The sequence below is a fragment of the Streptomyces sp. S186 genome (assembly GCF_051603415.1).
Taxonomy (GTDB): domain Bacteria; phylum Actinomycetota; class Actinomycetes; order Streptomycetales; family Streptomycetaceae; genus Streptomyces.
In genome coordinates this window covers 6,167,789-6,193,916 of record NZ_CP193932.1, presented here as the reverse complement: position 1 = coordinate 6,193,916, position 26,128 = coordinate 6,167,789, and the positions used below count along the sequence as shown (strand labels likewise).

Annotated in this window: 18 protein-coding genes and 1 pseudogene; 6 read left to right on the top strand and 13 right to left on the bottom strand. The window is 71.7% G+C overall.

Translation table 11 applies throughout. The features are described 5' to 3' along the window. Window positions 1-33 precede the first annotated feature (33 nt). Complete coding sequence (gene pyk / locus ACRAS8_RS26670; RefSeq protein WP_438488537.1) at window positions 34-1,470, bottom strand: pyruvate kinase; 1,437 nt, start codon at window positions 1,468-1,470, stop codon at window positions 34-36. Between the two features lie 167 nt (window positions 1,471-1,637). Further along, entirely contained in the window at window positions 1,638-2,333 is a 696-nt protein-coding gene (locus tag ACRAS8_RS26665; RefSeq protein ID WP_438488536.1) for an SIMPL domain-containing protein, read from the bottom strand. Window positions 2,334-2,513: 180 nt separating this feature from the next. Here ACRAS8_RS26665 and ACRAS8_RS26660 point away from each other — a divergent pair, with 180 nt between their 5' ends. Beyond that, window positions 2,514-4,277: a bifunctional metallophosphatase/5'-nucleotidase gene (locus ACRAS8_RS26660; RefSeq protein WP_438488535.1), complete on the top strand. Its 1,764-nt coding sequence runs from the start codon at window positions 2,514-2,516 to the stop codon at window positions 4,275-4,277. Here ACRAS8_RS26660 and ACRAS8_RS26655 read toward each other — a convergent pair. From ACRAS8_RS26655 to ACRAS8_RS26635, 5 genes and pseudogenes are all read right to left on the bottom strand, one after another. Further along, window positions 4,255-5,699, bottom strand: a pseudogene (locus ACRAS8_RS26655) (lysine N(6)-hydroxylase/L-ornithine N(5)-oxygenase family protein). The gene ACRAS8_RS26660 and the pseudogene ACRAS8_RS26655 sit on opposite strands and share 23 nt — an antisense overlap. Beyond that, the gene (locus ACRAS8_RS26650) at window positions 5,696-7,120 is read right to left on the bottom strand and encodes a pyridoxal phosphate-dependent decarboxylase family protein (RefSeq protein ID WP_438488534.1); all 1,425 of its coding nucleotides are present in this window, start codon (window positions 7,118-7,120) and stop codon (window positions 5,696-5,698) included. Before ACRAS8_RS26650 ends, ACRAS8_RS26655 begins: the two are co-directional and overlap by 4 nt. A 277-nt stretch (window positions 7,121-7,397) precedes the next feature. Then, on the bottom strand, window positions 7,398-9,938 hold the full coding sequence (pepN, locus tag ACRAS8_RS26645) for an aminopeptidase N (RefSeq protein WP_438488533.1): 2,541 nt from the start codon (window positions 9,936-9,938) through the stop codon (window positions 7,398-7,400). Between the two features lie 177 nt (window positions 9,939-10,115). Continuing rightward, window positions 10,116-10,790 carry a response regulator gene (locus ACRAS8_RS26640; RefSeq protein ID WP_438488532.1) on the bottom strand — a complete coding sequence of 225 codons (675 nt, stop codon included), beginning with the start codon at window positions 10,788-10,790 and terminating at the stop codon, window positions 10,116-10,118. A 113-nt stretch (window positions 10,791-10,903) separates the two neighbouring features. After that, window positions 10,904-11,713 (bottom strand): S1 family peptidase, encoded by an 810-nt coding sequence (locus ACRAS8_RS26635; protein WP_438488531.1) that lies wholly within the window; start codon window positions 11,711-11,713, stop codon window positions 10,904-10,906. A gap of 275 nt (window positions 11,714-11,988) precedes the next feature. On the opposite strand from ACRAS8_RS26635, the gene ACRAS8_RS26630 reads away from it, so the two are divergent. Beyond that, window positions 11,989-12,912 (top strand): hypothetical protein, encoded by a 924-nt coding sequence (locus ACRAS8_RS26630; RefSeq protein WP_438488530.1) that lies wholly within the window; start codon window positions 11,989-11,991, stop codon window positions 12,910-12,912. A 43-nt stretch (window positions 12,913-12,955) separates the two neighbouring features. Here the strand turns inward: ACRAS8_RS26630 and ACRAS8_RS26625 are convergent, their stop codons facing one another. Further along, window positions 12,956-13,648, bottom strand: coding sequence for an alpha/beta fold hydrolase (locus tag ACRAS8_RS26625; RefSeq protein WP_438488529.1), 693 nt, complete (start codon window positions 13,646-13,648; stop codon window positions 12,956-12,958). 182 nt (window positions 13,649-13,830) lie between these two features. Between ACRAS8_RS26625 and ACRAS8_RS26620 the strand changes: the two genes are divergently transcribed. Continuing rightward, entirely contained in the window at window positions 13,831-14,328 is a 498-nt protein-coding gene (locus tag ACRAS8_RS26620) for a hypothetical protein (protein ID WP_438488528.1), read from the top strand. A gap of 48 nt (window positions 14,329-14,376) precedes the next feature. Here the strand turns inward: ACRAS8_RS26620 and ACRAS8_RS26615 are convergent, their stop codons facing one another. Continuing rightward, entirely contained in the window at window positions 14,377-15,099 is a 723-nt protein-coding gene (locus ACRAS8_RS26615) for an SDR family NAD(P)-dependent oxidoreductase (protein WP_438488527.1), read from the bottom strand. 102 nt (window positions 15,100-15,201) lie between these two features. Between ACRAS8_RS26615 and ACRAS8_RS26610 the strand changes: the two genes are divergently transcribed. After that, window positions 15,202-15,780: a MarR family winged helix-turn-helix transcriptional regulator gene (locus ACRAS8_RS26610; RefSeq protein ID WP_438488526.1), complete on the top strand. Its 579-nt coding sequence runs from the start codon at window positions 15,202-15,204 to the stop codon at window positions 15,778-15,780. Here the strand turns inward: ACRAS8_RS26610 and ACRAS8_RS26605 are convergent. Further along, complete coding sequence (locus ACRAS8_RS26605) at window positions 15,758-16,549, bottom strand: ArsR/SmtB family transcription factor (RefSeq protein ID WP_438488525.1); 792 nt, start codon at window positions 16,547-16,549, stop codon at window positions 15,758-15,760. The two genes, ACRAS8_RS26610 and ACRAS8_RS26605, sit on opposite strands and share 23 nt — an antisense overlap. Before the next feature lie 67 nt (window positions 16,550-16,616). On the opposite strand from ACRAS8_RS26605, the gene ACRAS8_RS26600 reads away from it, so the two are divergent. Further along, complete coding sequence (locus ACRAS8_RS26600; protein ID WP_438488524.1) at window positions 16,617-17,183, top strand: hypothetical protein; 567 nt, start codon at window positions 16,617-16,619, stop codon at window positions 17,181-17,183. Between the two features lie 133 nt (window positions 17,184-17,316). On the opposite strand, the gene ACRAS8_RS26595 is transcribed toward ACRAS8_RS26600, so the two are convergent. The 3 genes from ACRAS8_RS26595 to ACRAS8_RS26585 form a co-directional block, all read right to left on the bottom strand. Continuing rightward, complete coding sequence (locus ACRAS8_RS26595) at window positions 17,317-18,777, bottom strand: glutamate synthase subunit beta (protein ID WP_438488523.1); 1,461 nt, start codon at window positions 18,775-18,777, stop codon at window positions 17,317-17,319. Beyond that, window positions 18,770-23,371, bottom strand: a complete 4,602-nt coding sequence (gltB, locus tag ACRAS8_RS26590; RefSeq protein WP_438488522.1) for a glutamate synthase large subunit — start codon at window positions 23,369-23,371, stop codon at window positions 18,770-18,772. The genes ACRAS8_RS26595 and gltB overlap by 8 nt, the downstream gene beginning before the upstream one ends. A gap of 325 nt (window positions 23,372-23,696) precedes the next feature. Then, window positions 23,697-24,428: a VIT1/CCC1 transporter family protein gene (locus ACRAS8_RS26585; protein WP_438490604.1), complete on the bottom strand. Its 732-nt coding sequence runs from the start codon at window positions 24,426-24,428 to the stop codon at window positions 23,697-23,699. A 348-nt stretch (window positions 24,429-24,776) separates the two neighbouring features. Here ACRAS8_RS26585 and ACRAS8_RS26580 point away from each other — a divergent pair, with 348 nt between their 5' ends. Beyond that, the gene (locus tag ACRAS8_RS26580) at window positions 24,777-26,066 is read left to right on the top strand and encodes an ADP-ribosylglycohydrolase family protein (RefSeq protein ID WP_438488521.1); all 1,290 of its coding nucleotides are present in this window, start codon (window positions 24,777-24,779) and stop codon (window positions 26,064-26,066) included. Window positions 26,067-26,128 lie beyond the last annotated feature (62 nt).

Here is a 26,128-nt window from a genome sequence, read left to right as displayed (position 1 = left end):
GGTGCGGGTGCGTGCGGGTGGGGCTATGTGGGGCTACTTCTGGATGTCGTCCTCGCCGATGTGGTGGACGCGGACGAGGTTGGTGGAGCCGGGGACTCCGGGCGGGGAGCCGGCGGTGATGATGACGACGTCGCCCTTCTTGCAGCGGCCGATCTTCAGGAGCTGCTCGTCGACCTGGGCGACCATCTCGTCGGTGGAGTTGACGGTGGGGCCGAGGAAGGTCTCCACGCCCCAGGTGAGGTTGAGTTGGGAGCGGGTGGCGGGGTCGGGGGTGAAGGCGAGGAGGGGGATGGGCGAGCGGTAGCGGGAGAGGCGGCGGACGGTGTCGCCGGACTGGGTGAAGGCGACGAGGAACTTGGCGCCGAGGAAGTCGCCCATGTCCGCGGCGGCGCGGGCGACGGCGCCGCCCTGGGTGCGGGGTTTGTTGGCCTCGGTGAGCGGCGGGAGCCCCTTGGCGAGGAGGTCTTCCTCGGCGGCTTCGACGATGCGGGACATCGTGCGGACCGTCTCGAACGGGAACTTGCCGACGCTGGTCTCGCCGGAGAGCATCACGGCGTCGGTGCCGTCGATGACGGCGTTGGCGACGTCGCTGGCCTCGGCCCTGGTGGGGCGGGAGTTGTCGATCATCGAGTCGAGCATCTGGGTGGCGACGATGACCGGTTTGGCGTTGCGCTTGGCGAGTTTGATGGCGCGCTTCTGGACGATCGGGACGGTTTCCAGGGGCATTTCGACGCCGAGGTCGCCGCGGGCGACCATGATGCCGTCGAAGGCGGCGACGATGTCGTCGATGTTCTCGACGGCCTGGGGCTTTTCGACCTTGGCGATGACGGGGAGGAAGCGGTCCTCCTCGCGCATGATGCGGTGGACGTCCTGGATGTCGTGGCCGCTGCGGACGAAGGAGAGGGCGATGACGTCTGCGCCGTAGCGCAGGGCCCAGCGGAGGTCGTCCTGGTCCTTTTCGGAGAGGGCGGGGACGGAGACGGCGACGCCGGGGAGGTTGAGGCCCTTGTGGTCGGAGACCATGCCGCCTTCGATGACGGTGGTGTGGACCCGGGGGCCGGAGACCTCGGTGACCTCCAGGGTGACCCTGCCGTCGTCGACGAGGATGCGTTCGCCGGGGGTGACGTCGCCGGCGAGGCCGGAGTAGGTGGTGCCGCAGAGGTGGCGGTCGCCTTCGATGCCGTCTTCCACGGTGATGGTGAAGGTGTCGTCGCGTTCAAGGAGTACGGGGCCTTCGCGGAATCGGCCCAGGCGGATCTTCGGGCCTTGAAGGTCGGCGAGGATTCCGATGCTGCGGTGGGATTCCTCGGATGCTTTGCGGACGCGGTCGAAGCGGGCTTCGTGTTCGGCGTAGGTGCCGTGGCTGAGGTTGAAGCGGGCGATGTCCATTCCGGCGTCGACGAGGGCTTTGATCTGCTCGTACGAGTCGGTGGCGGGGCCCAGTGTGCAGACGATTTTTGCTCGGCGCATGCTTCGACCCTATGACTTACCGGGCGGTAGGGAAGTGTGGTGACGTGACTGCTCAACGACCGCTTGGTGAAAGCCTGTTGACAAGTTTTGGAATGGGCGCGAAGCCGCTCCGATGAGCGGAATTACGGCTTCGCGCGGGGTGATCTCGCGGTGGTCCCGCGGTGGTCTCACAGTGCGGGGCGGGTCATGGTGAAGCGGGCGTTGACGCTGGCGTGGACGGTCTGGCGGTGGGGTTCGAGGTCGAGGGCGGGGGCGGTTTCGAGGGCGGCGCTGCGGGCGCCGGCGGGGGCGGCGAAGCCGTAGCCCTGTTGCTGGGGGTGGCTTTCGGCGCCGATGTCGGCGATTTCGAGGACGGCGTCGAGGGTGGCGCCGAGGGCTTCGGCGTATTCGCGGGCGCGCTGGATGGCTTCGTGGACGGCCTGGGTGCGGGCGCTGCGGTGGGCGGGCGAGTCGGGGCGGAGGGCCCACCAGGGGCCGTCGACGCGGGTGAGTTCGAGGTCGGCGAGGCGGGTGGTGAGTTCGCCGAGGGCGGTGAAGTCGTTGAGGGTGGCGGTGAGGGTGACGCGGCCGTGGTAGGCGCGGATGCGTTCGTGGCGGCCTTTGTCGGTGAGTTGGGGGGTGAGGGTGAAGCTGCCGGTTTCGAGTTGTTCGACGGCGTCGCCGTAGCTCTTGATGAGGGCGAGGGCGTGTTCGTTGCGGCGGGTGAGGTCGGTGAGGGCGGTGGTGCGGTCGGTTCCGCGGGCGCTGATGGTGATGGTGATGCGGGCGATTTCGGGGTCGACTTCGAGGTGGGCTTCGCCCCGGACGGCGAGGCGGGGGGCGTCGGGGGTGCCGTACGGGAGGGGTGGGGTGGGCTGGGTCATGGGGTCAGCTTGCCAGCCGGTGTGGGTGTTCCGGTCAACTGGTCGCCGGGGAGTCACCTGTTCGCAATGTTGTGGGGCTGTTGCGAGGGGGGTGGTTGGGGCCACAATCTACGCGCGTTGTTGCGAGGTGGCCTACCACCGGGCGCATTGGGACCATCTGACCTCTTGGGGGGAATCGCCATGTCGTTCAACCGCCGGAAGTTCCTGGGGCGTTCGGCCGCGGCCGGTGCGGGGGTGGCGCTCACGGGGGCGCTGCCGCAGGGTGCGCTGGCACAGGAGCGGGAGGCGCGGCCGGGGCGCGGGCGGGGCGGGCGGGTGCCGTTCCGGGTGCTGGGCACGACGGATGTGCACGGGCATGTGTTGAACTGGGACTATTTCACCGACAAGGAGTATGACGACGCGGCGCACAACGATGTCGGGTTGGCGAAGATCTCGACGTTGGTGGCGGCGGCCCGTAAGGAGGCGGGGCGGCATCGTACGTTGCTGATCGACGCGGGTGACATCATTCAGGGCACTCAGCTGTCGTATTACTACGCGCGGGTCGATCCGATCACCGCGCCGCACGGGCCGAAGCATCCGATGGCGCTGGCGATGAACAGGATGGGGTACGACGCGGCGGCGCTCGGCAATCATGAGTTCAATTACGGTATTCCGGTGCTGCGGAAGTTCCAGGAGCAGTGTGATTTCCCGTTGCTGGCGGCGAACGCGCTGGATGCGCGGACGTTGAAGCCGGCGTTTCCGCCGTATGTGGTGAAGCGGATCAAGGTGCCGGGACACCGGGATATCCGGGTGGGGATTCTGGGGCTGACGAATCCTGGTATCGCGGTGTGGGACAAGGCGCATGTGCAGGGGAAGTTGACGTTCCCGGGGCTGGTCGAGCAGGCGAGGGTGTATGTGCCGAAGCTGCGCTCGCTGGGCTGTGATGTGGTGGTCTGTACGGATCATTCGGGTCTGGACGGTGGGACGTCGTACGGGGATGCGGTGCCGTATCCGGAGAACGCGTCGTCGCTGGTGGCCGAGCAGGTGCCGGGTATCGACGCGATTCTGGTGGGTCATACGCACAAGGAGGTGGCGTCCCGGACGGTGGTGAACAAGGAAACCGGCCGGAGTGTGGTGCTGTCCGAGCCGCTGATGTGGGGGATGCGGCTGAGTGTCTTCGATTTCGAGGTGGAGTGGTGCCGGGGCCGCTGGGAGGTGGTGTCGGTGAAGGCGGAAGTGCGCAATGCCAATACGGCGGCGGAGGATCCGGAGATCGCGCGGCTGGTGCGGCGTGAGCACCAGGCGGTCGTGAAGTACGTGAATCAGGCGGTGGGGACGTGCAAGGCGGCGATGTCGGCGGCCGAGGCTCCGTACAAGGACACGCCGATCATCGACTTCATCAATTTCGTGCAGATGGACACGGTGCGGTCGGCGCTGGCCGGTACGAAGTACGCTTCGCTTCCGGTGCTGTCACAGGCGGCGTGTTTCTCGCGGTCGGCGGCGATTCCGGCGGGCCGGGTGTCGCTGCGTGATGTGGCGGGGCTGTATGTGTACGAGAACACGCTGGATGCGCGGCTGATGACGGGTGCGCAGCTGCGGGATTATCTGGAGTTCTCGGCGCGGTATTTCGTGCGGACGGCGCCGGGTGCGCCGGTGGATCCGGCGAAGCTGACGAACGCGGACAACACGCCTGACTTCAACTACGACGTGGTCGGTGGGCTCACGTATGACATCGACATCGCGAAGCCGGCGGGTTCGCGGATCACGAATCTGCGGTATCAGGGCCGGCCGTTGGATGACGGGGCGCGGTTCGTGCTGGCGGTGAACAACTACCGGGCGAACGGTGGTGGTGGTTTCCCGCATGTGGCGAAGGCGGCGTCGGTGTGGTCGAGTTCGGAGGAGATCCGGAACACGATCGTCGGGTGGGTGAAGGCGAAGAAGGTCATTGCGGGCCGAAGGTGGTGAAGCCCCTCTCCCCCGGTTGGTGCAGGGGGTAAGGGGTTGTGTTGGTGAGGGAGTTGAGGATGGTGGCGCTGCGCCAGGCGGCGAGGCCGAGGTCGGGGGCGCCTACGCCGTGGGTGTGGCGTTCGGCGTTCTGGTGACGTAGGTGGAGGGGAGGGGGTAAGGGATGGTTGGGGGAGTTGAGGATGGACGAGGCGCCAGGTGTTCGTCGATGCGGGGGCGCCGTTCGTGGGCGTCGGACGTAGACGGAGGTAGGGGGTCGAGGGCGGTGGTGTTCGAGGGTGTCGAGGCGGCGGCGGAGGTAGGGGTCGAGGGCGGCGAGCCGGGTGGCGAGGACGACGGTAGCGTCGGTGGTGACGGCGGGTGGAGCGGGCTGCGGCTGCCTTGTTGGGCGTGTTCGAGGTGGAGTTCGACTTTGGTGGTGCCGACGCGGCCGGCGGTGCGGACCTGGACGCCGGGGGTGAGGACGGTGTGGGGCCAGCCGCCGTCGAGGGTGCGGCGGTAGAGCTCGTCGTGGATGGCGGCGAGGGTGTCGTGGTCGATGCCCTTGTAGAGCTGCCATTGGGCGGGGAGGAGTTCGTCGCGGGTGCGTTCGGGGAGGGCGTGGAAGTAGCGGGTGTAGTCGGGGGTGAAGTGTTCCAGGCCGAGTTTGCTGTATTCCATGGGGGCGAAGGCGGGGGTGCGGGCGAGCCAGTGGAGGTTCTCGCGGCCGGCGGGGCGGGCGCGGAGCTGGTCGAGGAAGATTTCCGCGCCTGACTGGCCGGCGCCGATGACGGTGAGGTGGTCGGCGGCGAGGAGGCGTTCGCGGTGGTCGAGGTAGTCGGCGGAGTGGATGACGGGGACGGTGGGGGCCTCGGCGAGGGGGCGGAGGGGGATGGGGATGTGGGGGGCGGTGCCGATGCCGAGGACGAGGTTGCGGGTGTGGGTGCGGCCGAGGGCTTCGGCTTCGCCGTCGGCGTCGAGTTGGGTGTAGTCGACTTCGAAGAGGCGGCGTTCGTGGTTCCAGCGGACGGCGTCGATGTGGTGGCCGAAGTGGAGGGTGGGGAGGTTTTCGCTGACCCAGCGGCAGTAGGCGTCGTATTCGGCGCGGTGGATGTGGAGGCGCTCGGCGAAGTAGAAGGGGTAGAGGCGTTCGCGGGTCTTGAGGTAGTTGAGGAAGGTCCAGGGGCTGGCGGGGTCGGCGAGGGTGACGAGGTCGGCGAGGAAGGGGACTTGGAGGGTGGTGCCGTCGATGAGGAGGCCGGGGTGCCAGTGGAAGGCGGGGCGCTGGTCGTAGAAGGCGGTGCGGAGGTGGGTGAGGGGGTGGGCGAGGGCGGCGAGGGAGAGGTTGAAGGGGCCGATGCCGATGCCGATGAGGTCGAGGGGTTCGTCGGGGCCGGGGGTGTCGGTGGGGGTGTCGGGGTCGGTGTGCGGTGGGGTGTTCATCGCGGGGTGTGGCCTTCCACGAGTTTGAGGAGGGTGGTGAGGTCTCCGGGTTGGGTGTGGGGGTTGAGGAGGGTGGTTTTGAGCCAGAGGCCGGTGGGTGTGGTGGCGCGGCCGAGGACGGCGTGGCCTTCGGTGAGGAGGGAGCGGCGGATGGTGGCGAGGGTGGTGTCGTCGGCACCGGTGGGGCGGAAGAGGACGGTGGTGAGGGTGGGGCGGGAGTGGAGTTCGTAGCGGGGGTGGGCGTCGATGAGGTCGGCGAGGGTCTGGGCGGCGGCGAGGGTGCGGTCGACGAGGTCGCCGAGGCCCTGGCGGCCGAGGGCCTTGAGGGTGACGGCGATCTTGAGGATGTCGGGGCGGCGGGTGGTGCGCAGGGAGCGGCCGAGGAGGTCGGGGAGGCCGGCTTCGGTGTCGTCGTCGGGGTTGAGGTAGTCGGCCTGGTGGGCGAGGGGGGTGAGGGTGGCGGGGCCGGGGACGGCGAGGAGGCCGGCGGCGACGGGTTGCCAGCCGAGTTTGTGCAGGTCGAGGGTGACGGTGTGGGCGCGGGCGAGGCCGGTGAGGGTGGGGCGGTGGGTGTCGCTGAAGAGGAGGGGGCCGCCGTAGGAGGCGTCGATGTGGAGGCGGGCGCCGTGGTGGTCGGCGAGGTCGGCGAGGGCCGGGAGGGGGTCGATGGCACCGGCGTCGGTGGTGCCTGCGGTGGCGGTGAGCAGAACTGGTCCGCTGCGGCCGGTGAGTTCGGCGAGGCAGGTGTGGACGGTGGCGGGGTCGAGGGTGCCGTCGGGGGTGGGGAGGGTGAGGGGTTCGGGGAGGCCGAGGAGCCAGGCGGCGCGGTGGATGCTGTGGTGGGCGTTGGCTCCGCAGACGATGCGGAGGGGGCTGGTGGGGTGCGGGGGTCGGGTGTCCTCACACGCTGCTTCGCGGGCGAGGAGGACGGCGAGTTGGTTGGACTCGGTGCCGCCGGTGGTGACGAGGGCGTCGGGTGCGGTGGCCTCGGGGTAGACGAGGGCGGCGAGGGCGCGGGCGGTGAGGGTTTCGAGTTCGGAGGCGGCGGGGGCCTGGTCCCAGGAGTCCATGGAGGGGTTGAGGGCGCTGGCGGCGAGGTCGGCGGCGGCGGCCAGGGCGAGTGGGGGGCAGTGCAGGTGGGCGGCGCAGTGCGGGTCGGCGGGGTCGGCGGCGCCGGCGGTGAGGGTGTGGACGAGGGTGCGCAGGGCGGTGTGCGGGCCGGTGCCCTCTTCGGGGAGGAGGGGGAGGCAGGCGTCGCGGACGGTGCGGGCGACGGTGGCGGGGCCGCCGGGCGGGAGGGGGCCGGAGCGCTCCTGGGCGCCGGTGGTGAGGGCGTCGAGGACGGTGTCGAGGAGGGGGCGGAGCGCGCGGGGGCCGTCGGCGCCGCCTGCGAGGGCGGTGCCGGCAGGGGCGACTGGCATCAAGGGGCTCTTCTTCAAAGGGAGTTGGGTGCATGGGCACCGGGTCTTAGGCCGCCCTAAGTTACTGGTCCGGTACGGCGGGTATCCACCCGTTACGCCGGTATCACCCGTTCGTGGGATGGGTGTCCCGCAGATGTTCGGTTGCCTGCGGTCTTGCGCACCGTCGAGGAGCGGGAGCCGGGGGTGGCGCGGACGCGACACGGGTGCCACCGGCGGCTTCCGCCGGGTGACACCCGCGCCCCGCGCCGCCGGTGTTACCACTCCGTGTCGGCGTGCGCTACCGCTCGCTGTCGGCGGCGCGGACGCGCAACGCCCGGCGCAGGTCGTCGAGTTGGTCGACGAGGGTGCGCCGCAGGGCCGGTGTCGGGTCGCTCTCGGCCAGGCAGGTCTCGCCGAGGCGGAGGGTGGTGTCCTCGATGAAGGGGGTGGGGAAGGCGTTGCGTCCGGCGGCCCGGGCGAGGGCGGGGCCGCGGCGGGCGGCGAGGGCGGGGACGTCGGTGAAGTAGCGGGTGACGTAGGGGCGGAGCAGGTCCTGTTGTTCGGGGGCCCAGAAGCCGTTGGCGGTGGCGGTGAAGAGGTAGTTGGAGAGGGCGGTGTCCTCGTCGGTGGTGAACAGGGCGTCCCAGGCGGCCTGTTTGGCGGCCGGGTCGGGGAGGGCGGCGCGGCAGCGGGCGGCGCCCTCGCGGCCGGTGGCGCTCTGGTCGCGGGCGAGTTCGGCGTCGATGGCGGCGTGGAGTGCGTCGGTGGGGGCGGCGCCGAGGGTGGCGAGCCGGCCGAGGATGCGCCAGCGCAGTTCGTGGTCGAGGGCGGGGCCGCCGGGGACGCTGCCGTCGTCGAGCCAGTCCTGGATGGCTTCGGGGGTGGTGGCGCTGTCGATGAGGGTGCGGACGGCGGTCAGGCGCAGGCCGGCGGCGGGGCCGTGGCCGGGGCCTTCGGTGCGGCGCAGGAGGTCGCGGCTGAGGGCGGTGAGGGTGGTCAGGGCGGTGTGGCGGTCGGTGGGGGTGAGGTAGCGGTCGGCGATCTGGGTGCGGGCGAAGGCGAGGACGCCCTGGACGATGGCGAGGTCGGTCTCGTGCGGGAGGTGGTCGCGGGCGGCGTCGAGGTAGGCGGCGGGCGGGAGTTGGCCGTCGCGGACGAGGTCGCGGGCGGCGTTCCAGACGACGGCGCGGGTGAGCGGGTCGGGCAGTGCGGAGAGGCTGCGGGCGGCGGTCTGCCAGGAGGCGGGGTCGAAGCGGACCTTGGCGTAGGTGAGGTCGCCGTCGTTGAGGACGACGAGGGCGGGGGCGGTCTGGGGGAAGGTGTGGCGGGTGGGGTGGCCGTCGGTGGGGATGTCGATGTCGAGGCGGTCGCGCGGGGTGAGCCGGTCGGGGTGGTGGGGGTCGGGGTCGTAGGTGCCGACGGTGATGCGGTGCGGGCGGCTGCCGGTGTGGGTGATGTCGAGGTGCCAGCTGCCGGGTTCCGCGGTGACGGCGGGGGTGAGGGTGTCGACGCCGGTGGTGCGCAGCCAGCGTTCGGCCCAGTTGTGGATGTCGCGGTCGGTGGCGCGGGCGAGGGAGTCGAGGAAGTCGGCGAGGGTGGCGTTGCCGAAGCGGTGCCGGGCGAAGTGGTCGTTGATGCCGGCGAGGAAGTCCTTCTCGCCCATCCATGCGACGAGTTGGCGCAGGGCGGAGGCGCCCTTGGCGTAGGAGATGCCGTCGAAGTTGAGGAGGGCGGAGGCGGTGTCGGGGACGTCCTCGGGGGTCGGGGCGACGGGGTGGGTGGAGGGGCGCTGGTCGGCGTCGTAGCCCCAGCCCTTGCGGGCGACGGCGAAGCCGGTCCAGGTGTCCTTGAAGCGGGTGGCTTCGGAGAGGACCTGGTAGCCCATGTACTCGGCGAAGGACTCGTTGAGCCAGATGTCGTCCCACCACCGGAGGGTGACGAGGTCGCCGAACCACATGTGGGCCATTTCGTGGGCGATGGTCACGCCGCGGGTCTGGCGTTCGGTGTCGGTGACGGCGGAGCGGAACACGTACTCGTCGCGGAAGGTGACCAGGCCGGGGTTCTCCATGGCGCCGGCGTTGAACTCGGGGACGAACGCCTGGTCGTAGGAGTCGAAGGGGTAGGGCTCCTCGAAGATCTGGTGGTAGCGGTCGTAGCAGCGGCGGGTGAGGTCGAGGATTTCCTCGGCGTCGGTGTCGAGGTGGGGGGCGAGGCTGCGGCGGCAGTGGATGCCGAAGGGCAGGCCGGCGTGTTCGGTGCGGACGGAGTGCCAGGGGCCGGCTGCGACGGCGACGAGGTAGGTGCTGATGCGGGGGGTGGTGGCGGCTTTCCAGGTGCCGTCGGGGAGTTGTGCGGTGCGGCCGTTGGCGAGGACGGTCCAGGTGGGCGGGGCGGTGACGGTCAGGTCGAAGGCGGCTTTGAGGTCGGGTTGGTCGAAGGCGCCGAAGACCCGCTGGATGTCGTCCATGAAGAGCTGGGTGTAGACGTAGCTCTCGCCGTCGGCGGGGTCGGTGAAGCGGTGCATGCCCTCGCCGGTGCGGGAGTAGCGCATGGTGGCGTCGAGGTGGAGCTGGTGGGGGCCGGCGCTGAGGCCGGTGAGGGGCAGGCGGTTGTCGTCGAGGGTGGCGGGGTCGAGGGGCCGGCCGTCGAGGGTGGCGGTGTGGAGCGTGGCGGGCCGGATCTCGGCGAAGGTGTCGCCCGGTTCGCGGGCGGTGAAGTGGATGACGGTGCGGGAGGTGAACTCCTCGTCGCCGTGGGTGAGATCGAGGGCGATCTCGTAGCGGTCGACGTGGAGCAGGCGGGCGCGGGCTTCGGCTTCGGAACGCTGCAGTACGGGCATGTGGTGCAGCTTGCCACGGCTGTCTGGCGGGGGGGACGGGGAGTTTCGGGGAGCCGGGCGGAGGGGGCCGAGGAGACCGCGATCAGTCGGCGTCGGCGGCGTGCAGGACCGCGGCGAGGCCGGTCTTGGCCGCGGCGGCCTTGTGGGGGTGGGCGCGGGCCCACCCGGTCATCGGGCTCATTCGCCGGTGGCCAGCCCGGTTTCCCAGGCCCAGGCGGCGATCTCGACGCGGTTGCGGGCGGCGAGTTTGGCCTGGACGTTGGCGAGGTGGGTCTTGACGGTGGAGAGCGAGACGAAGAGTTCTTCGGCGATCTCGGCGTTGGTGCGGCCGGTGGCCAGGGCGCGGACGACCTGCTCCTCGCGTTCGGTGAGGGGTTCGGAGGGGGTCCTTGCGGGTGCGCGGCCGGTGTCGGGGCCCATGGTGCGCAGCAGTCGCAGGGTGAGGGAGGGTGAGACGAGGGCGTCGCCGGCGGCCGCGGCGCGCACGCCCTCGACGAGCAGGGCGGGGCTGGCGTCCTTGAGGAGGAAGCCGCAGGCGCCGCTGTGCAGGGCGGCGTGCACGTATTCGTCGCGGTCGAAGGTGGTGACGATGACGATCCGGGGGCGGTCGTGGTATTCGGGGTGGTCGACGGCGCGCTCGGCGAGCCGGCGGGTGACTTCCAGGCCGTCCATTTTCGGCATCCGGAGGTCGAGCAGGAGCACGTCGGGCTGGAGTCGTTCGACGGCTTCCAGGGCGGCGGCGCCGTCGGTGACGTCGTCGAGGACCTCGATGTCGGGCTGGCTTTCCAGGATCATCCGGAAGCCCGTCCGGACCATCTCCTGGTCGTCGGCGATGACCACGCTGATCGGCATGGTTCCATCGGAACCGCGGCGGGCGGGCCGCGCAAGCCGCGGGGGGCGGATGGCGGAACGGGCCGGGGCCCGGGCACACCCCCGGGCCCCGGCCGTCGCGGGTGCGGGCCGGGTCAGCCGCCGAGTTGGCCGGCGGCCTTCTTGATGTCGGCCGTGAAGGTGCTCACCTCGGTGTAGACGCCGGGTTTGCCGGGGCGGGCGCAGCCCTCGCCCCAGGAGACGATGCCGACCTGGAGCCACTGGCCGCCGTCGTCCTTGCGGAACATCGGGCCGCCGGAGTCGCCCTGGCAGGTGTCGGTGCCGCCGGTGTCGAGCTTGCCGGCGCATATCTCCTCGCCGGGCGTGAGGGAGTCACCGTACGCCTTCTGGCAGGTGGCGTCGTCGACGAACGGGACAGTGGCCTTGAGGAGGTAGCGCTGCTGGTCGCCGCCTTCCTTGTCGGCGCCCCAGCCGGCGATGGTGAAGTCGCCCTTGTTGAAGGTGTCGTTCTCGGCGATCTTCAGGGTGGGCTGGTCGATGGGCTTGGCGAGCTTGATGAGGGCCCAGTCCTTGCCCTTGCCGTTGTAGCCGGGGGCCTGCAGGACCTGGGTGGAGTTGACCTTGACGGCGGCCGCGTCCTCCAGGTCGACGGCGCCGGCGGTGGCGGTGATGGAGGTGTCGGGCCCGCTGCCGTCGACGCAGTGGGCGGCGGTGAGCACGATGTCCTTGGCGTAGAGGGCACCGCCGCAGCCCATCGACAGCCGGACCATGAAGGGGAATTCACCCTGGCCGGCGCGGGTGCCGCCGACGACGTGGGAGTGCACGGAGCCGCCTGGGGTGGGGGCGGGAGCCGCGTGCGCGGCGACGGGCTGGAGGCTGAGGGCGGCCAGGGCGACGGCGCCGGCGGCGGTGGATCTCTTGAGGTGCTTCAGGGAGCTGCGCAACGGGCTTCCTTTCGTGGGGGGTCGAGTGCGCCATGTCAGGCCCATGCCAATGCCAGGGCCGCGCATACCGACCGCAAAGTCCGCGTGAACGACGGCAGCACACCGCAAAGCCTCGGGGCATCCAGGCAATGAACCCGTAAAGCGCCCTGCGATTATGTGGACTGCGGGATAAGAGTGACAAGGGTCAACATCCGGCCAACTCCCGTACCCCGTAGGCCCCATACGCCCCGTACGCCCCGGTGCCGGGCCCGGCGCGCCGGCCGTAGAGTGTGCGGATGACGACCGGCGGCAGCGCGATCGCGCACGGCTTCCCCCATCTCGACACGGTCCGCGCCGCCCTCACGGCGCTCTTCCGGCGCCTGTCGCACGACACCGTGAGCACCTTTCCCACCAGCGTGCTGCCGGTCGACGTCGCCTTCGACGACGACGAGGACCTCCACCTCGGCGCCCAGCGGGTCGCCCGCGCCATGGTCCGCCAACTGCATCTGCCGGACGCCCGGATCGTGATCACCTTCCGCGAGATGGAGCACGCCGCGACCGTCGAACTGACCGCCGGGCCCGAGTACTTCGTCGAGCTCAACGACCGTTTCCGGCGCCACCGCAAGGACATCGGCGCCGCCCTCGCCCACGAGGTGACCCATGTCTGGCTGCACCGGCTGGACCTGTCCTTCCCCGGCACCCGCGACAACGAGATCCTCACCGACACCGCCGCCGCCTATCTCGGTGCCGGCTGGCTGCTGCTGGACGCCTACCGCGAGCACGGCCCGTTCTCCCAGAAGCTGGGCTATCTGACGCCCGAGGAGTTCGGCTACGTCCTGGCCAAGCGCGCCGCCTTCTTCACCGAGGACCCCGCGCCGTGGTTCACCAGCCCGCAGGCGTACGACGCGTACACCGCCGGCCGGGCGCGGGCCCGCCAGGACGACCGGCGGCCGCCGCTCGCCGCCGCCGGCTGGGCCGCCCGGCTCCGCTACGCCAAGGACCGCCGCGCGGCCCAGGGCCGGCCCGGCACCGCACCGCACCCCCGGCCGCCGGCCCACGGCCCCGGCGACGGCTACGCCTTCGAACCCGCCGCCGGCGACGCGCCCCTGCGGGTGTCCTTCCCCTGCCCGACCTGCTGGCAGCGGATCCGCGTCCCGGTCCGCGGCCGCCTCCAGGCCCGCTGCGGCCTGTGCAAGTCCCTCCTGGACTGCGAGACCTGACGAGACATCACCTCACTGCCCCGGTCGGATTCAACCCTCCGGCTCAGATCCAACCCTCCAGCCCGGCCAGGAACCCCTCCAGATCGTCCCGGTGGATGGTGTGCCCGGCGCCGTGCACCGTACGCACCTCGAAGCCCCGGCCGGCGAGTTCCTTCCCCGCCTCCTCGGTGAAGAGGAACCCCTCCCCCGCGATCTGCACCAGCGACGGCACCACCGGGCGCTCCGGCGTCCCGTCCCGCAGCCGGTCATCGGACAGCGCCAGCGCCGTCCCGGTGTCCCAGTCCGCGAGGGTGGCCAGCTCGATCTCGACATCGGCGTCGTCCCAGCGCGGGTTGAAGTACCGCACCACGCCCCGGTCGGCCTTCTTGAACGTCACGAACACCGCCGGGTCGATCTCCCCCTTCGGCCCCGTCGACCACGCCGGATCGCTGTAGATCGCCCGCCGCGGCCGCAGCCGCTCGACCGCCAGGGCCAGCGCCAGCCCGCCCAGCGAGTGTCCCAGGGCGACCTCCACACCGGCCGGCAGGGTGTCCACCAGGTCGTCGGCGAAGAGTTCCGGGCCGTACTCGCCGCGCGGGCTGCGGCCGTGGCCGCGCAGATCGACGGCGATGACGCGGTAACCGCGCGCGGCGAGGGCCGGGCCGACGCGGTGCCAGGTCCGGTGGTCGGACATGATCCCGTGGACCAGTACCGCGATCCGGTCGCCGGCGCCCCACTCGTGGGTGTGCAGCCGCATGCGTGTCTCACTCCTCCGCTCGCCTCCGCCCCTCCGGGCGCCGGTGCGCCGCGCACCGGGACCGAACTTACCCGTGCAACACGGGTGCGCACGGCTCTCGTTCCCGCCCTGCCCCGCTGGAGAGGAGGGAACCCGTCGTGCCCCTGACACGTCCCATCCGCGACCGACCGAGGAGGCACGTCATGCAGCACACCATCCACCACACCCGTCCGCGCACCCGTGTGACCGCCTGGGCCGTCTCGCTCGCCGCGGCCGGTGCCGTCGCGCTCTCCGGCTGCGGCCAGGCCACGCAGACGGTGCACAGTTCGCCGCCGCACCGCACCGGTGACGCCTTCACCCAGCGGGCCGCACAGATCGTCCAGGACTGGCCGAAGGTCTCCCCCGTGCCCGGCCGGCACGACGCGCTGCTGCCGCTGGCCGGCGCCGACCGCCCCGCGAGCCGCGACGTCCGGGAACTGACGGTGACCGTGGGCCACAGTGCCTGTGACGCCCGCTACGGCGCCCGGGTCATGGAGTCCAAGGAGCTGGTGGTGGTCTCCGGTTGGGGCAGGAAGAAGAACCCGAAGGGGATCTGCACCGAGCAGCTGGCCACGCAGAAGACGAAGGTGCGGCTGAGCAGCCCGCTGGCGGGCCGCAAGGTGGTGGACGCCGCCACCGGCAAACAGCTGCTGAAGGGCTGACGGCTGCCCCCTGGACGGGGCCCTGGGTGCAGGCCGCCGGCCCCGACGTCAACGCGAGGCGTACGCACCGCCGTTGACGTTCAGCACCTGGCCGGTGATGTGCCGGGCCCCCGGCGACGCGAGGAAGGCCACCGCGCCGGTGATGTCGTCCAGGGTGCCGGCCCGGCCGGTGGCGGTGGCGGCGATCAGCCGCTCCCGGCGCTCGTCGGCGAGCTTGTCGCGGAAGAACTCGGTGTCGGCGATGTAGCCGGGCGAGACGACGTTGGCCGTGACGCCGCGAGGACCGAGGGTCCGGGCCAGGTCGATGTTCCAGGAGGCCAGTCCGGCCTTGGCCGCCCCGTAGGAGCCGGAGCCCTGGTCGGCGGCGATGGAGCCGATGTGGATCACGGCGCCGCCGGCCGCCAGCCGGTCGTCCACGGCGCGGGTGGTCAGCGCGGCGCTGAGCAGGTTGGCGTCGAGGTTGGCGCGGAAGTCGCGGGCGTAGGAGGCCAGGTCGGTGGCGCCGTCGGCGTCGAAGTCGGTCTGGCCGCCGGCGTTGTTGACCAGGACGTCCAGGCGCTCGGGCAGTTCCGCGGCGAGCCGGAGCAGCGCGGCGGGGTCGGTGTGGTCGCAGACCAGGCCGGTCGCCCCGGGGAGCGCGTCCGCGGTCTCCTTGACGGGGCCGGGGCGCCGGCCCGTGATGACGACGTGGTCACCGTGGGCCGCGAAGTGCTCGGCGAGGGCACGGCCGATGCCGGTGCCGCCGCCGGTGATAAGGATGGTGCGTGCCATGTGCGGAATCCTTCTAATTTTTAGGTCTAAACGTACGGAGCGTGGAGCGGCCGTCGTTCAGTGCTAAATTTAGACCTGAACATAACACTTCCAGGAGGCCCGGTGGCAAGCGACTTCGAGGCGCGGGACGACGACGGGACGACGGCCGGCCCGTCGCCCTACCCGGTGGACGAGATCGCCGCCGCCTGGCAGCGCGAGCGCCCCGGCACACCGGTCTCCTCGATCGGGATCGTCACGCCGATCTGGCGGCTGGCGAAGCTGCTGGGCGACGACCGGCGCCGGGTGCTCCAGCGCGCCGGGGTGGACATCGCCACCCTCGACCTGCTGAGCGTGCTGCGCCGCAGCGGCCCGCCGTACACCCTGAGCACCCGGGAGCTGGGCCGGCGTTCGATGGTCACCGCCGGGGCGGTCTCCCAGCGGGTGGCTCGCGCCGAACGCGAGGGCCTGGTCACCCGCCGGCCCGGCGAGGGCCGCCCGCGCAGCGTCCTGGTCGAGCTGACCCCGGCCGGCCACGACCTCGTCGAGTCGACGGTGGACCAAGTCCTGGGCCGCGAGGCGGAGTTGCTCCAGGCGCTCGGCCCGGCGCAGCAGGAGCAGCTGGCCGGGCTGCTGCGGATCCTCCTCCAGGACGTCCAGCACCGCCTGGGCGACGACCGGATCACCCAGGTCGGCGGGGACTGACCTCCGTCCGGTCGCGCGGCGGCGGCACCGCGGGCGTGGGCGTCAGCACCTCGTCGGGCAGCCCCAGCCGGCCACGGAAGGCGGCCCGGCCGGCCTCGGTGATCGCGAGGATGCGGCTGGCGGGGGCCTTGATGATCCAGCGATGCTCCAGCGCGTGCCGGTACAGGGCCGCACCGACCGCGCCGGAGAGGTGCTGGCGGCGCGAGGTCCAGTCCAGGCAGGTGCGCACATGCGCCCGGTGGGCCGGCGAGTGGCCGGCGTGCGGGATGCCGAGCGCGGCGAGCCACTCGGTGCCGGCGGCGGTCAGCTCCAGCCCGTATTCCCTTACCAGCAGCCCGCGTTCGGTCATCGTCTCGGCGAGGGCCACCCCGAGGGCCCCGGCGATGTGGTCGTAGCAGGTGCGGGCGTGGTGCAGGGCCCGGCGGTGGTTGGCCTCGGCCAGCGAGCGGATCCGCACCTGGCGGTAGGGGGCGAGGCCGGCGAGGTTCTCCAGGGTCTCGGCGGTGTCGGGGCCGGCCAGCCTGACGTAGCGCCGCCGGCCCTGCCGCTCCTCGGCCAGCAGGCCGCCGGCGACCAGGAGATTGAGGTGTTCGGTCGCGGTGGACGGGGCCACCCCGGCGTACTCGGCCAGTTCGCCGGCGGTCCAGGTGCCGCCGTCGAGCAGGGCGATGCAGATGGCGGCGCGGGTACGGTCCGCGAGCAGCGCCGCGAGGGCGGCCAGATCGGGGGTTTCCGCGGTGTTTTCATGATCGGCGTCCCATCGAATCATGTGCAGAGCGTAATCGCATATAACACTTCGGTGAGCACCGAATCGTCCGGCTTCTATCCTCGGGAGCATGAAATCCGCGCTGGAGAAGAGCAGTTCGGTGGTGCCGGCGCTGCTGTCCACGGAGAACGACGACGGGACGTTCGTGCTGGTCGCGCTGCGGATCCGGTGGGACCTCGGGCCGGTGGTGAGCGTCTGGCTGCCCGCCCTGGGGCGCACCGCGCAGAATCTCGCGGTACGCCCCGACGTTGTCTTCAACCTGCCGCCCCAAGAGGACGCGGCGCAGGAGGGGACGGACTGCGGCACCGAGCCGGAGGGGCCGTGGACGGAGCCGTCCGAGCTGGTCCGGCCGCCCCGACTGGCGCACTGTCCGGTGCAGTTGGAGGCCCGCCGGGTCGGCGAGCGGACGATGACGGACGGCGCCTGGACCCAGATCGAGGCGCAGGTGCTGCGGGTGCACGCCGACCCGCGCTGGGTGCTGCCGCTGGGCGACGGCAGCATCGACGTGTCGGCCTGGCGCGCCCCGGTGCACGATTTCCGGCCGCCGGTCACTCCCCCGCCGGAGCCCGTCCCGGCGCCCGCCCGGGAACTGGCCCGGCAGTTGGGGCGGCGTTTCCCCACTCAGCGGGACGGCTGACCGGCCGGGAAGGACAGCGCGGCGCCTGCCCTCCGGTCGGGGGAGGGGACAGGCGCCGCCGTACGACGACCGGGCTCTCACCCGGTCCTCGTGCCTCCGTACGACGCTGTACGGGACATCGGATGACGGGGCGTCACACGGTCAGTGCGCGGTCCGTCGGCTTGATCGGGGCCGGCAGGGCGCTGGCTCCGGTGAGGTAGCGGTCCACGCCGCGGGCGGCGGAGCGGCCCTCGGCGATGGCCCACACGATCAGCGACTGGCCCCGGCCGGCGTCGCCGGCGACGAACACGCCGGGGACGTTGGTGGCGAAGTCCGCGTCGCGGGCGACGTTGCCGCGGGCGTCCAGCTCCAGCCCGAACTGCTCGACCAGGCCGTTCTTCTGGTCGGTGCCGGTGAAGCCCATGGCGAGGGTGACCAGTTGGGCGGGGATGCGGCGCTCCGTCCCCGGCTTCTGCTCCAGCTTGCCGTCCTTGAACTCCACCTCGATCAGGTGCAGCCACTGGACGTTGCCGTCCTCGTCGCCCTCGAAGTGGGTGGTGGAGACGGAGTAGACCCGCTCGCCGCCCTCCTCGTGCGCGGAGGTGACCTTGTAGAGCATGGGGAAGGTCGGCCAGGGCTGGCCGGCGCTCCGCTCCTCGCCTGGCCGGGGCATGATCTCCAGCTGGGTCACCGACGCCGCGCCCTGGCGGTGCGCGGTGCCGACGCAGTCCGCGCCGGTGTCACCGCCGCCGATGACGACCACGTGCTTGCCCTCGGCGCTGATCGGGGAGACCGTCAGGTCGCCCTCCTGCACCTTGTTGGCCAGCGGCAGGTACTCCATCGCGAAGTGGACGCCGTTCAGCTCGCGGCCGGGCACCGGCAGGTCGCGGGAGGTGGTGGCACCGGCGGCGATGACCACCGCGTCGTAGCGCTTGCGGAGCTTGGCCGCGTCGATGTCGCGGCCGATCTCCACCTCCGTGCGGAACTTGGTGCCCTCCGCGCGCATCTGCTCGATGCGGCGGTTGATGTGCCGCTTCTCCATCTTGAACTCGGGGATGCCGTAGCGGAGCAGGCCACCGATGCGGTCCGCGCGCTCGTACACCGCGACGGTGTGGCCGGCGCGGGTCAGCTGCTGGGCGGCGGCCAGGCCGGCCGGGCCCGAGCCGATGACGGCGACGGTCTTGCCGGAGAGCCGCTCGGGCGGCTGCGGGGTGACGTCGCCGCTGTCCCACGCCTTGTCGATGATGGAGACCTCGACGTTCTTGATGGTGACCGGCTGCTGGTTGATGCCCAGCACGCAGGCCGCCTCGCAGGGGGCGGGGCAGAGGCGACCGGTGAACTCGGGGAAGTTGTTGGTCGCGTGCAGCCGCTCGCTGGCCGCGGTCCAGTCCTCGCGGTAGGCGTAGTCGTTCCACTCGGGGATGAGGTTTCCGAGCGGACAGCCGTTGTGGCAGAACGGGATGCCGCAGTCCATGCAGCGCGACGCCTGCTTGGTGATGATCGGCAGCAGGGAGCCGGGCTGGTAGACCTCGTTCCAGTCCTTGACGCGCTCCTCGACGGGGCGGGTCTTGGCGTGCTCGCGCTCGTGGGTCAGGAAGCCCTTGGGGTCAGCCATTGGTCGCCGCCTCCATCATCTTCTCGTGGGTCTCGGACTCGGAGAGCCCGGCCTGCTCGGCGGCTTCCTTGGCGGCGAGCACTGCCTGGTACGTGGGCGGGACGACCTTGCTGAAGCGCGCGGCCGCGGCATCCCAGTCGGCGAGGAGCTTGGCGGCCACGGTGGAGCCGGTCTCCTCCTGGTGGCGGCGCACCACGTCGTGCAGCCACCGCTTGTCGTTGTCGTCCAACGGGCGGACCGCGCCGGCAAGTTCGGCGTTGACGTTGGCCGGGTCGAGGTCGACGACGTAGGCGAAGCCGCCGGACATGCCGGCCGCGAAGTTGCGTCCGGTCGCGCCCAGGACGACGGCGTTGCCGCCGGTCATGTACTCGCAGCCGTGGTCGCCGACGCCCTCGGAGACCACCGTGGCACCGGAGTTGCGGACACAGAACCGCTCGCCGACCCGGCCGCGCAGGAACAGCTCGCCGCCGGTGGCGCCGTAGGCGAGGGTGTTGCCGGCGATGGTGGAGTACTCGGCGAGGTGGTCCGCGCCGCGGTCCGGGCGGACGATGATCCGGCCGCCGGAGAGGCCCTTGCCGACGTAGTCGTTGGCGTCGCCCTCCAGGCGGAGGGTGATGCCGCGGGGCAGGAACGCGCCGAACGACTGGCCGGCGGAGCCGGTGAAGGTGAGGTCGATGGTGTCGTCGGGCAGGCCCGCGCCGCCGAACTTCTTGGTGACCTCGTGGCCGAGCATGGTGCCGACGGTGCGGTTGATGTTGCGGATCGCGACCTGGGCGCGGACCGGCTGGGCGGCCTCGGCGGTGTCCGCGGCCAGCGCGTCGGTGGCGAGCCTGATCAGCTCGTTGTCCAGCGCCTTCTCCAGGCCGTGGTCCTGGGCGGTGATCTGGTGGCGGACCGCGCCGTCGGCCAGGTCGGGGACGTGCAGCAGCGGGGCGAGGTCCAGGCCCTGGGCCTTCCAGTGGTCCACCGCGCGGGCGACGTCGAGGACCTCGGCGTGGCCGATCGCCTCGTCCAGGGTGCGGAAGCCCAGCTCGGCGAGGAGCTCGCGGACCTCCTCTGCGATGAACTGGAAGAAGTTGACGACGAACTCGGCCTTGCCGGCGAAGCGTTCGCGCAGCACCGGGTTCTGGGTGGCGATGCCGACCGGGCAGGTGTCCAGGTGGCAGACGCGCATCATGACGCAGCCGGAGACGACCAGCGGCGCGGTCGCGAAACCGAACTCCTCGGCGCCCAGCAGCGCGGCGATGACCACGTCGCGGCCGGTCTTGAGCTGGCCGTCGGTCTGCACCACGATGCGGTCGCGCAGGCCGTTGAGCAGCAGCGTCTGCTGGGTCTCGGCCAGGCCCAGCTCCCAGGGGCCGCCGGCGTGCTTGAGCGAGGTGAGCGGCGAGGCGCCCGTACCGCCGTCGTGACCGGAGATCAGGACAACGTCCGCGTGCGCCTTGGAGACACCCGCGGCGACCGTGCCGACGCCGACCTCGGAGACCAGCTTCACGTGGATGCGGGCCGCCGGGTTGGCGTTCTTCAGGTCGTGGATGAGCTGGGCGAGGTCCTCGATGGAGTAGATGTCGTGGTGCGGCGGCGGGGAGATCAGGCCGACGCCGGGCGTCGAGTGACGCGTCCTGGCGACCCACGGGTAGACCTTGTGGCCGGGCAGCTGGCCGCCCTCGCCGGGCTTGGCGCCCTGGGCCATCTTGATCTGGATGTCGTCGGCGTTGACGAGGTACTCGGAGGTCACGCCGAAGCGGCCGGAGGCCACCTGCTTGATCGACGAACGGCGCGCCGGGTCGTACAGCCGCTCCGGGTCCTCGCCGCCCTCGCCGGTGTTGGACTTGCCACCGAGCTGGTTCATGGCGATGGCGAGGGTCTCGTGGGCCTCGCGGGAGATCGAGCCGTAGGACATCGCGCCGGTGGAGAACCGCTTGACGATCTCGGAGGCGGGCTCGACCTCGTCCAGCGGGACCGACGGGCGGCCGGAGGCGAAGGAGAACAGGCCGCGCAGCGTCATCAGCCGCTCCGCCTGCTCGTTCACCCGCTGGGTGTACTGCTTGAAGATGTCGTAGCGGCGCGAGCGGGTGGAGTGCTGGAGCCGGAAGACGGTCTCCGGGTCGAAGAGGTGCGGTTCACCCTCGCGGCGCCACTGGTACTCGCCGCCGATCTCCAGGGCGCGGTGGGTGGCGGTGATGCCGGAGGCCGGGTACGCCTTGGCGTGCCGGGCCGCGACCTCCTTGGCGATGACGTCCAGGCCGGCGCCGCCGATCTTGGTGGTGGTGCCCTGGAAGTACCGGGCGACGAACTCCTCGTCCAGGCCGATGGCCTCGAAGACCTGCGCGCCGCGGTAGGAGGCGACGGTGGAGATGCCCATCTTGGACATGACCTTCAGGACGCCCTTGCCGAGCGCCTTGATGAGGTTCCTGATGGCCGTCTCGGCCTCCACGCCCGGCAGGAAGGTGCCGGCCCGGACGAGGTCCTCGACGGACTCCATCGCCAGGTACGGGTTGACCGCGGCGGCGCCGTAGCCGATCAGCAGCGCGACGTGGTGCACCTCGCGGACGTCGCCGGCCTCGACCAGCAGCCCGACCTGGGTGCGGGTCCTGGTGGCGATGAGGTGGTGGTGGACGGCGGCGGTGAGCAGCAGCGACGGGATCGGCGCGTGCTCGGCGTCCGAGTGGCGGTCGGAGAGCACGATCAGCCGGGCGCCGTCGGCGATGGCGGCGTCGGCCTCGGCGCAGATCTCCTCGATCCGGGCGGCCAGCGTCTCGCCGCCGCCGGAGACGCGGTAGAGGCCGGAGAGGGTCACGGACTTCATGCCGGGCATGTCGCCGTCGGCGTTGATGTGGACGAGCTTGGCCAGCTCGTCGTTGTCGATCACCGGGAACGGCAGGGTCACGCTGCGACAGGAGGCCGCGGTGGGCTCCAGGAGGTTGCCCTGGGGGCCGAGGGAGGAGATCAGGGAGGTGACCAGCTCCTCCCGGATGGCGTCCAGCGGCGGGTTGGTGACCTGCGCGAAGAGCTGGGTGAAGTAGTCGAAGAGCAGCCGGGGGCGCTCGGAGAGCGCGGCGATCGGCGAGTCGGTGCCCATCGAGCCGATCGGCTCGGCACCGGCCTTGGCCATCGGGGCGAGGATAACCCGCAGCTCCTCCTCGGTGTAGCCGAAGGTCTGCTGGCGGCGGGTGACCGAGGCGTGGGTGTGCACGATGTGCTCGCGCTCGGGCAGGTCGGCCAGGTCGATCAGGCCGGCGTCCAGCCACTCCTGGTAGGGGTGCTCGGCGGCCAGCTGGGCCTTGATCTCGTCGTCCTCGATGATGCGGTGCTCGGCGGTGTCGACGAGGAACATCCGGCCGGGCTGGAGGCGGCCCTTGCGGACGACCTTCGACGGGTCGATGTCCAGGACGCCGACCTCGGAGGAGAGCACCACCAGGCCGTCGTCGGTGACCCAGTAGCGGCCCGGGCGCAGACCGTTGCGGTCCAGCACCGCGCCGACCTGGGTGCCGTCGGTGAAGGTGACGCAGGCCGGGCCGTCCCAGGGCTCCATCATCGTGGAGTGGTACTGGTAGAAGGCCCGCCGGGCCGGGTCCATGGCGGTGGCGTTCTCCCACGCCTCGGGGACCATCATCAGCACCGCGTGCGGCAGCGAGCGCCCGCCGAGGTGGAGCAGCTCCAGGACCTCGTCGAAGGTGGCGGAGTCGGAGGCGTCCGGGGTGCAGACCGGGAAGAGCCGCTCCAGGTCCTCGTTTCCGAAGAGCTTCGACGCCAGCTGGGACTCGCGGGCCCGCATCCAGTTGCGGTTGCCCTGGACGGTGTTGATCTCGCCGTTGTGCGCGACGAAGCGGTACGGGTGGGCCAGCGGCCAGCTCGGGAAGGTGTTGGTGGAGAACCGCGAGTGGACCAGGGCGATGGCGGTGGCGAACCGGCGGTCGGAGAGGTCCGGGAAGAAGGGCTCCAGCTGGCCGGTGGTCAGCATGCCCTTGTAGACGATGGTCCGGGCGGACAGCGAGGGGAAGTAGACCCCGGCCTCCCGCTCGGCGCGCTTGCGCAGCGCGAACGCCTTGCGGTCCAGCGCCAGGCCGGTGTTCTCGCCGTCGGCCACGAACAGCTGGGAGAAGGCCGGCATGGTGGCGCGGGCGCCGTTGCCCAGCAGCTGCGGGGCGACCGGGACGACCCGCCAGCCGAGGACGGTGAGGCCCTCCTCACCGGCGAGCGTCTCGATCCGTGAGACGGCCGCGGCCGCTTCGTGGGCGTCGGAGGGGAGGAAGGCGATGCCGACGGCGTAGGAGCCGGCCGCGGGGAGCTCGAAGGTGGCCTCCGCGCGGAGGAACGCGTCCGGGATCTGGAGCAGGATGCCCGCGCCGTCGCCCGAGTCGGGCTCGGAGCCGGTGGCGCCGCGGTGCTCCAGATTGGTCAGCACGGTCAGGGCCTGCTCGACCAGGGCGTGGCTGGCCTCGCCGGTGAGGGTGGCCACGAAGCCGACGCCGCAGGCGTCGTGCTCGTTGCGCGGGTCGTACATTCCCTGCTGGGCGGGGCGGCCGTCCATGGGCGACCAAGCGGCGGCGGCGCCGCTGGTGGTCGCGGAGTGCGTGGACGCGTGGCGCATCGGCTCTCCCAACGTCGTCGTGGCAATAGGGGTTGCCGAGGGACGACGTTGGCCCTCCGCGAAATTTCGTGCAGGTTACAGGATGACTCGCTTCTCGAAAAGCGAAAGATGCCTTCCAACATCCGGACACCGCACGGGCGGTGCGCCTGAATTTCGGGGAATTTCGGGGATGCGGACGACTGCTTGCTTCTCGGACTGGGAGCCGCCCACTGCGGCGGCGTTCGGCGAGCGACACTGCCCGGCGACGCCAGGGCCTTATGCCCGGTCGTCAACAAACCGAAACCGCTGGGTAACGCGGCCATCATGCGGTCACCCGAATGGGACGTCAACCCACCGCCGTCCCGAACAGTGCGCCGAGGCCGTACGTCACCGCCGCCGCGGCACCGCCCAGCGCCAGCTGGCGCAGCCCGCTGAACCACCACGAGCGGGCCGTCACCCGCGCCACCACCGCGCCGCAGCCGAAGAGCCCGAGCAGCGCCAGCAGCACCGCAGGCCACAGCACACTCGCCCCCACCAGATAAGGAAGGAGAGGCAAAAGCGCGCCCAACGCAAAGGATCCAAAGGAGGAAACGGCGGCAACGATCGGAGAAGGAAGGTCCGACGGGTCGATGCCCAATTCCTCGCGGGCATGGATCTCCAGCGCCTGCTCGGGGTCGCGGGAGAGCTGCTCGGCGACCTTGCGGGCCAGCTCCGGCTCCACCCCGCGGGACTCGTAGAGGGCCGCCAGCTCCGCCTGCTCGTCCTTGGGGTGCTTGCGCAGCTCGGCCCGCTCGACGTCCAGCTCCGCGACCACCAGTTCACGTTGCGAAGCCACCGAGGTGTACTCCCCCGCGGCCATCGAGAACGCGCCGGCCGCCAGCCCCGCCAGGCCGGTGATCACGATCGTCTGCTGCGACACCGCACCGCCGGCCACGCCCGTCATCAGGGCGAGGTTGGACACCAGGCCGTCCATCGCGCCGAAGACGGCGGGGCGCAGCCAGCCGCCGTTCACATCGCGGTGGGTGTGGTTGTCGCGGTGCGCCGCATGCGTCGGCGCGGCGGCGTCCATGATCTCCATGACCGACATATCGAGACCTGCTCTCTGCTTGCGAGGCGTGGGCCGATGACGGCGCTTCCCCCTCCAACACCTCGAAGTTATGCGCGGATTACCCTCCTCCGCTAGCAAGGAAGGCCGAACTTACCTCTCTGACCTGCGGTTTCGCCGAGAGGGCGAGCTCGTGATCCGGATCACAAGGCCGTCGGCGGCCCTTGACGGCCGTACAAGGCGGTCGACCGGGTGACCCTGCGGCCCCGGACAGGAGACCCGGGCCGCCACGGGGGACGGATACGGGCGGGACACGGACTCCGCCCGCCCCGGCCCGCCGTCCGCCCCGACGGCCCCCTCAGCCCGCGAAAGGACACCCCGATGACGGACGCCGCCACCACCGCCGGCCCGGTACGGCCCGACCCGGAGCCACCGGACCCCGAGGGGTCGCGGGCACCCCGCGTCACCGGCCCGGAGCCCGGAGCGGACGGCCCGCCGCCCGCGCTCTCCCCTCTGGAGGACCGGGCGGCCGGCGCGCTCGTCGGGGCCGCGGTCGGCGACGCCCTGGGCGGGCCGGCCGAGGGCCTGACACCGGAGCAGATCGTGGCCCGGCACGGCGGCCGGATCGAGGGCATCGTCGGACCGTTCCACACGGACTGGCGCACCGCGCGGCCGCTCGCGCCGTACCACAAGGGCGACGGCCACATCACCGACGACACCCTGATGACCCATGCGCTGGTGCGCGTCTACGAGACGGTCCGCGACCACCTCGACGCCTACGCCGTCGCCGACCACCTCGTCCCCGACCTGATCGGCACGCCCCGCTGGATCCCCGAACTGGAGGCCGAGGCGCTGCCGTTGCAGCGGATCTTCCTCGCCGAGAAGTGGATCGTGGCGCGGCTGCACTACGGCCACGCCGATCCGCGCGAGGCCGGTGTCGGAAACATCGTCAACTCCGGTGCGGCGATGTACATGACGCCGGTCGGCATCGTCAACGCCGGTAATCCGGACCGGGCTTATGCCGAGGCGCTGGACATCTCGGCCGCCCACCAGTCCTCCTACGGGCGGGAGGCGGCCGGGGTGTTCGCCGCCGCGGTGGCCGCCGCGTTCCTGCCGGACGCCACCGCGGCCACGGTCGCCGGGCATGCCCTGCGGCTGGCGAAGGACGGCACCCGGGCGGCGATCGAGGCGGTCTGCGACGTGGCCGCGCCGCACACCGACTACGAGTCCGCGCTGGTGCCGCTGCGGGCGGCGGTCGCCCCGTACGACACCGTCGGCCCGGACCACCGCGAACCGTCGCTGGGCGCCCGCCGGCCCTCCCGCGTGCACGCCGTCGAGGAACTCCCCATCGCCCTGGGCATGTTGCTGGTCGCCGACGGCGACTACCGGGCCACCGTGCTCGGCGCGGTCAACTACGGGCGCGACTGCGCCGCGATCGCCACGATGGCCGGTGCGCTCGCCGGTGCCCTGAACGGCGCGGCGGCGGTGCCCGCAGAGTGGAGCACCGAGGTCGCCCGGGCCAGCCGGCTCGACCTGCACGCCCCGGCCGCCGCGCTGGCCGCCGTCGCCCGCGAGGTCTTCGCCCGCGACCGGACCCGCCATCTGCGCCACGCGCAGTCCTTCGGCGCCCTGCTGACGGGGACGCTGATGACCGAGGCCAGCGGGCGGTGACGGCCGGCCGGCACGGCGGGCCCGGCCGGCACGGCGGAGCGCCGGGCGGTCCCGGTGTGAGC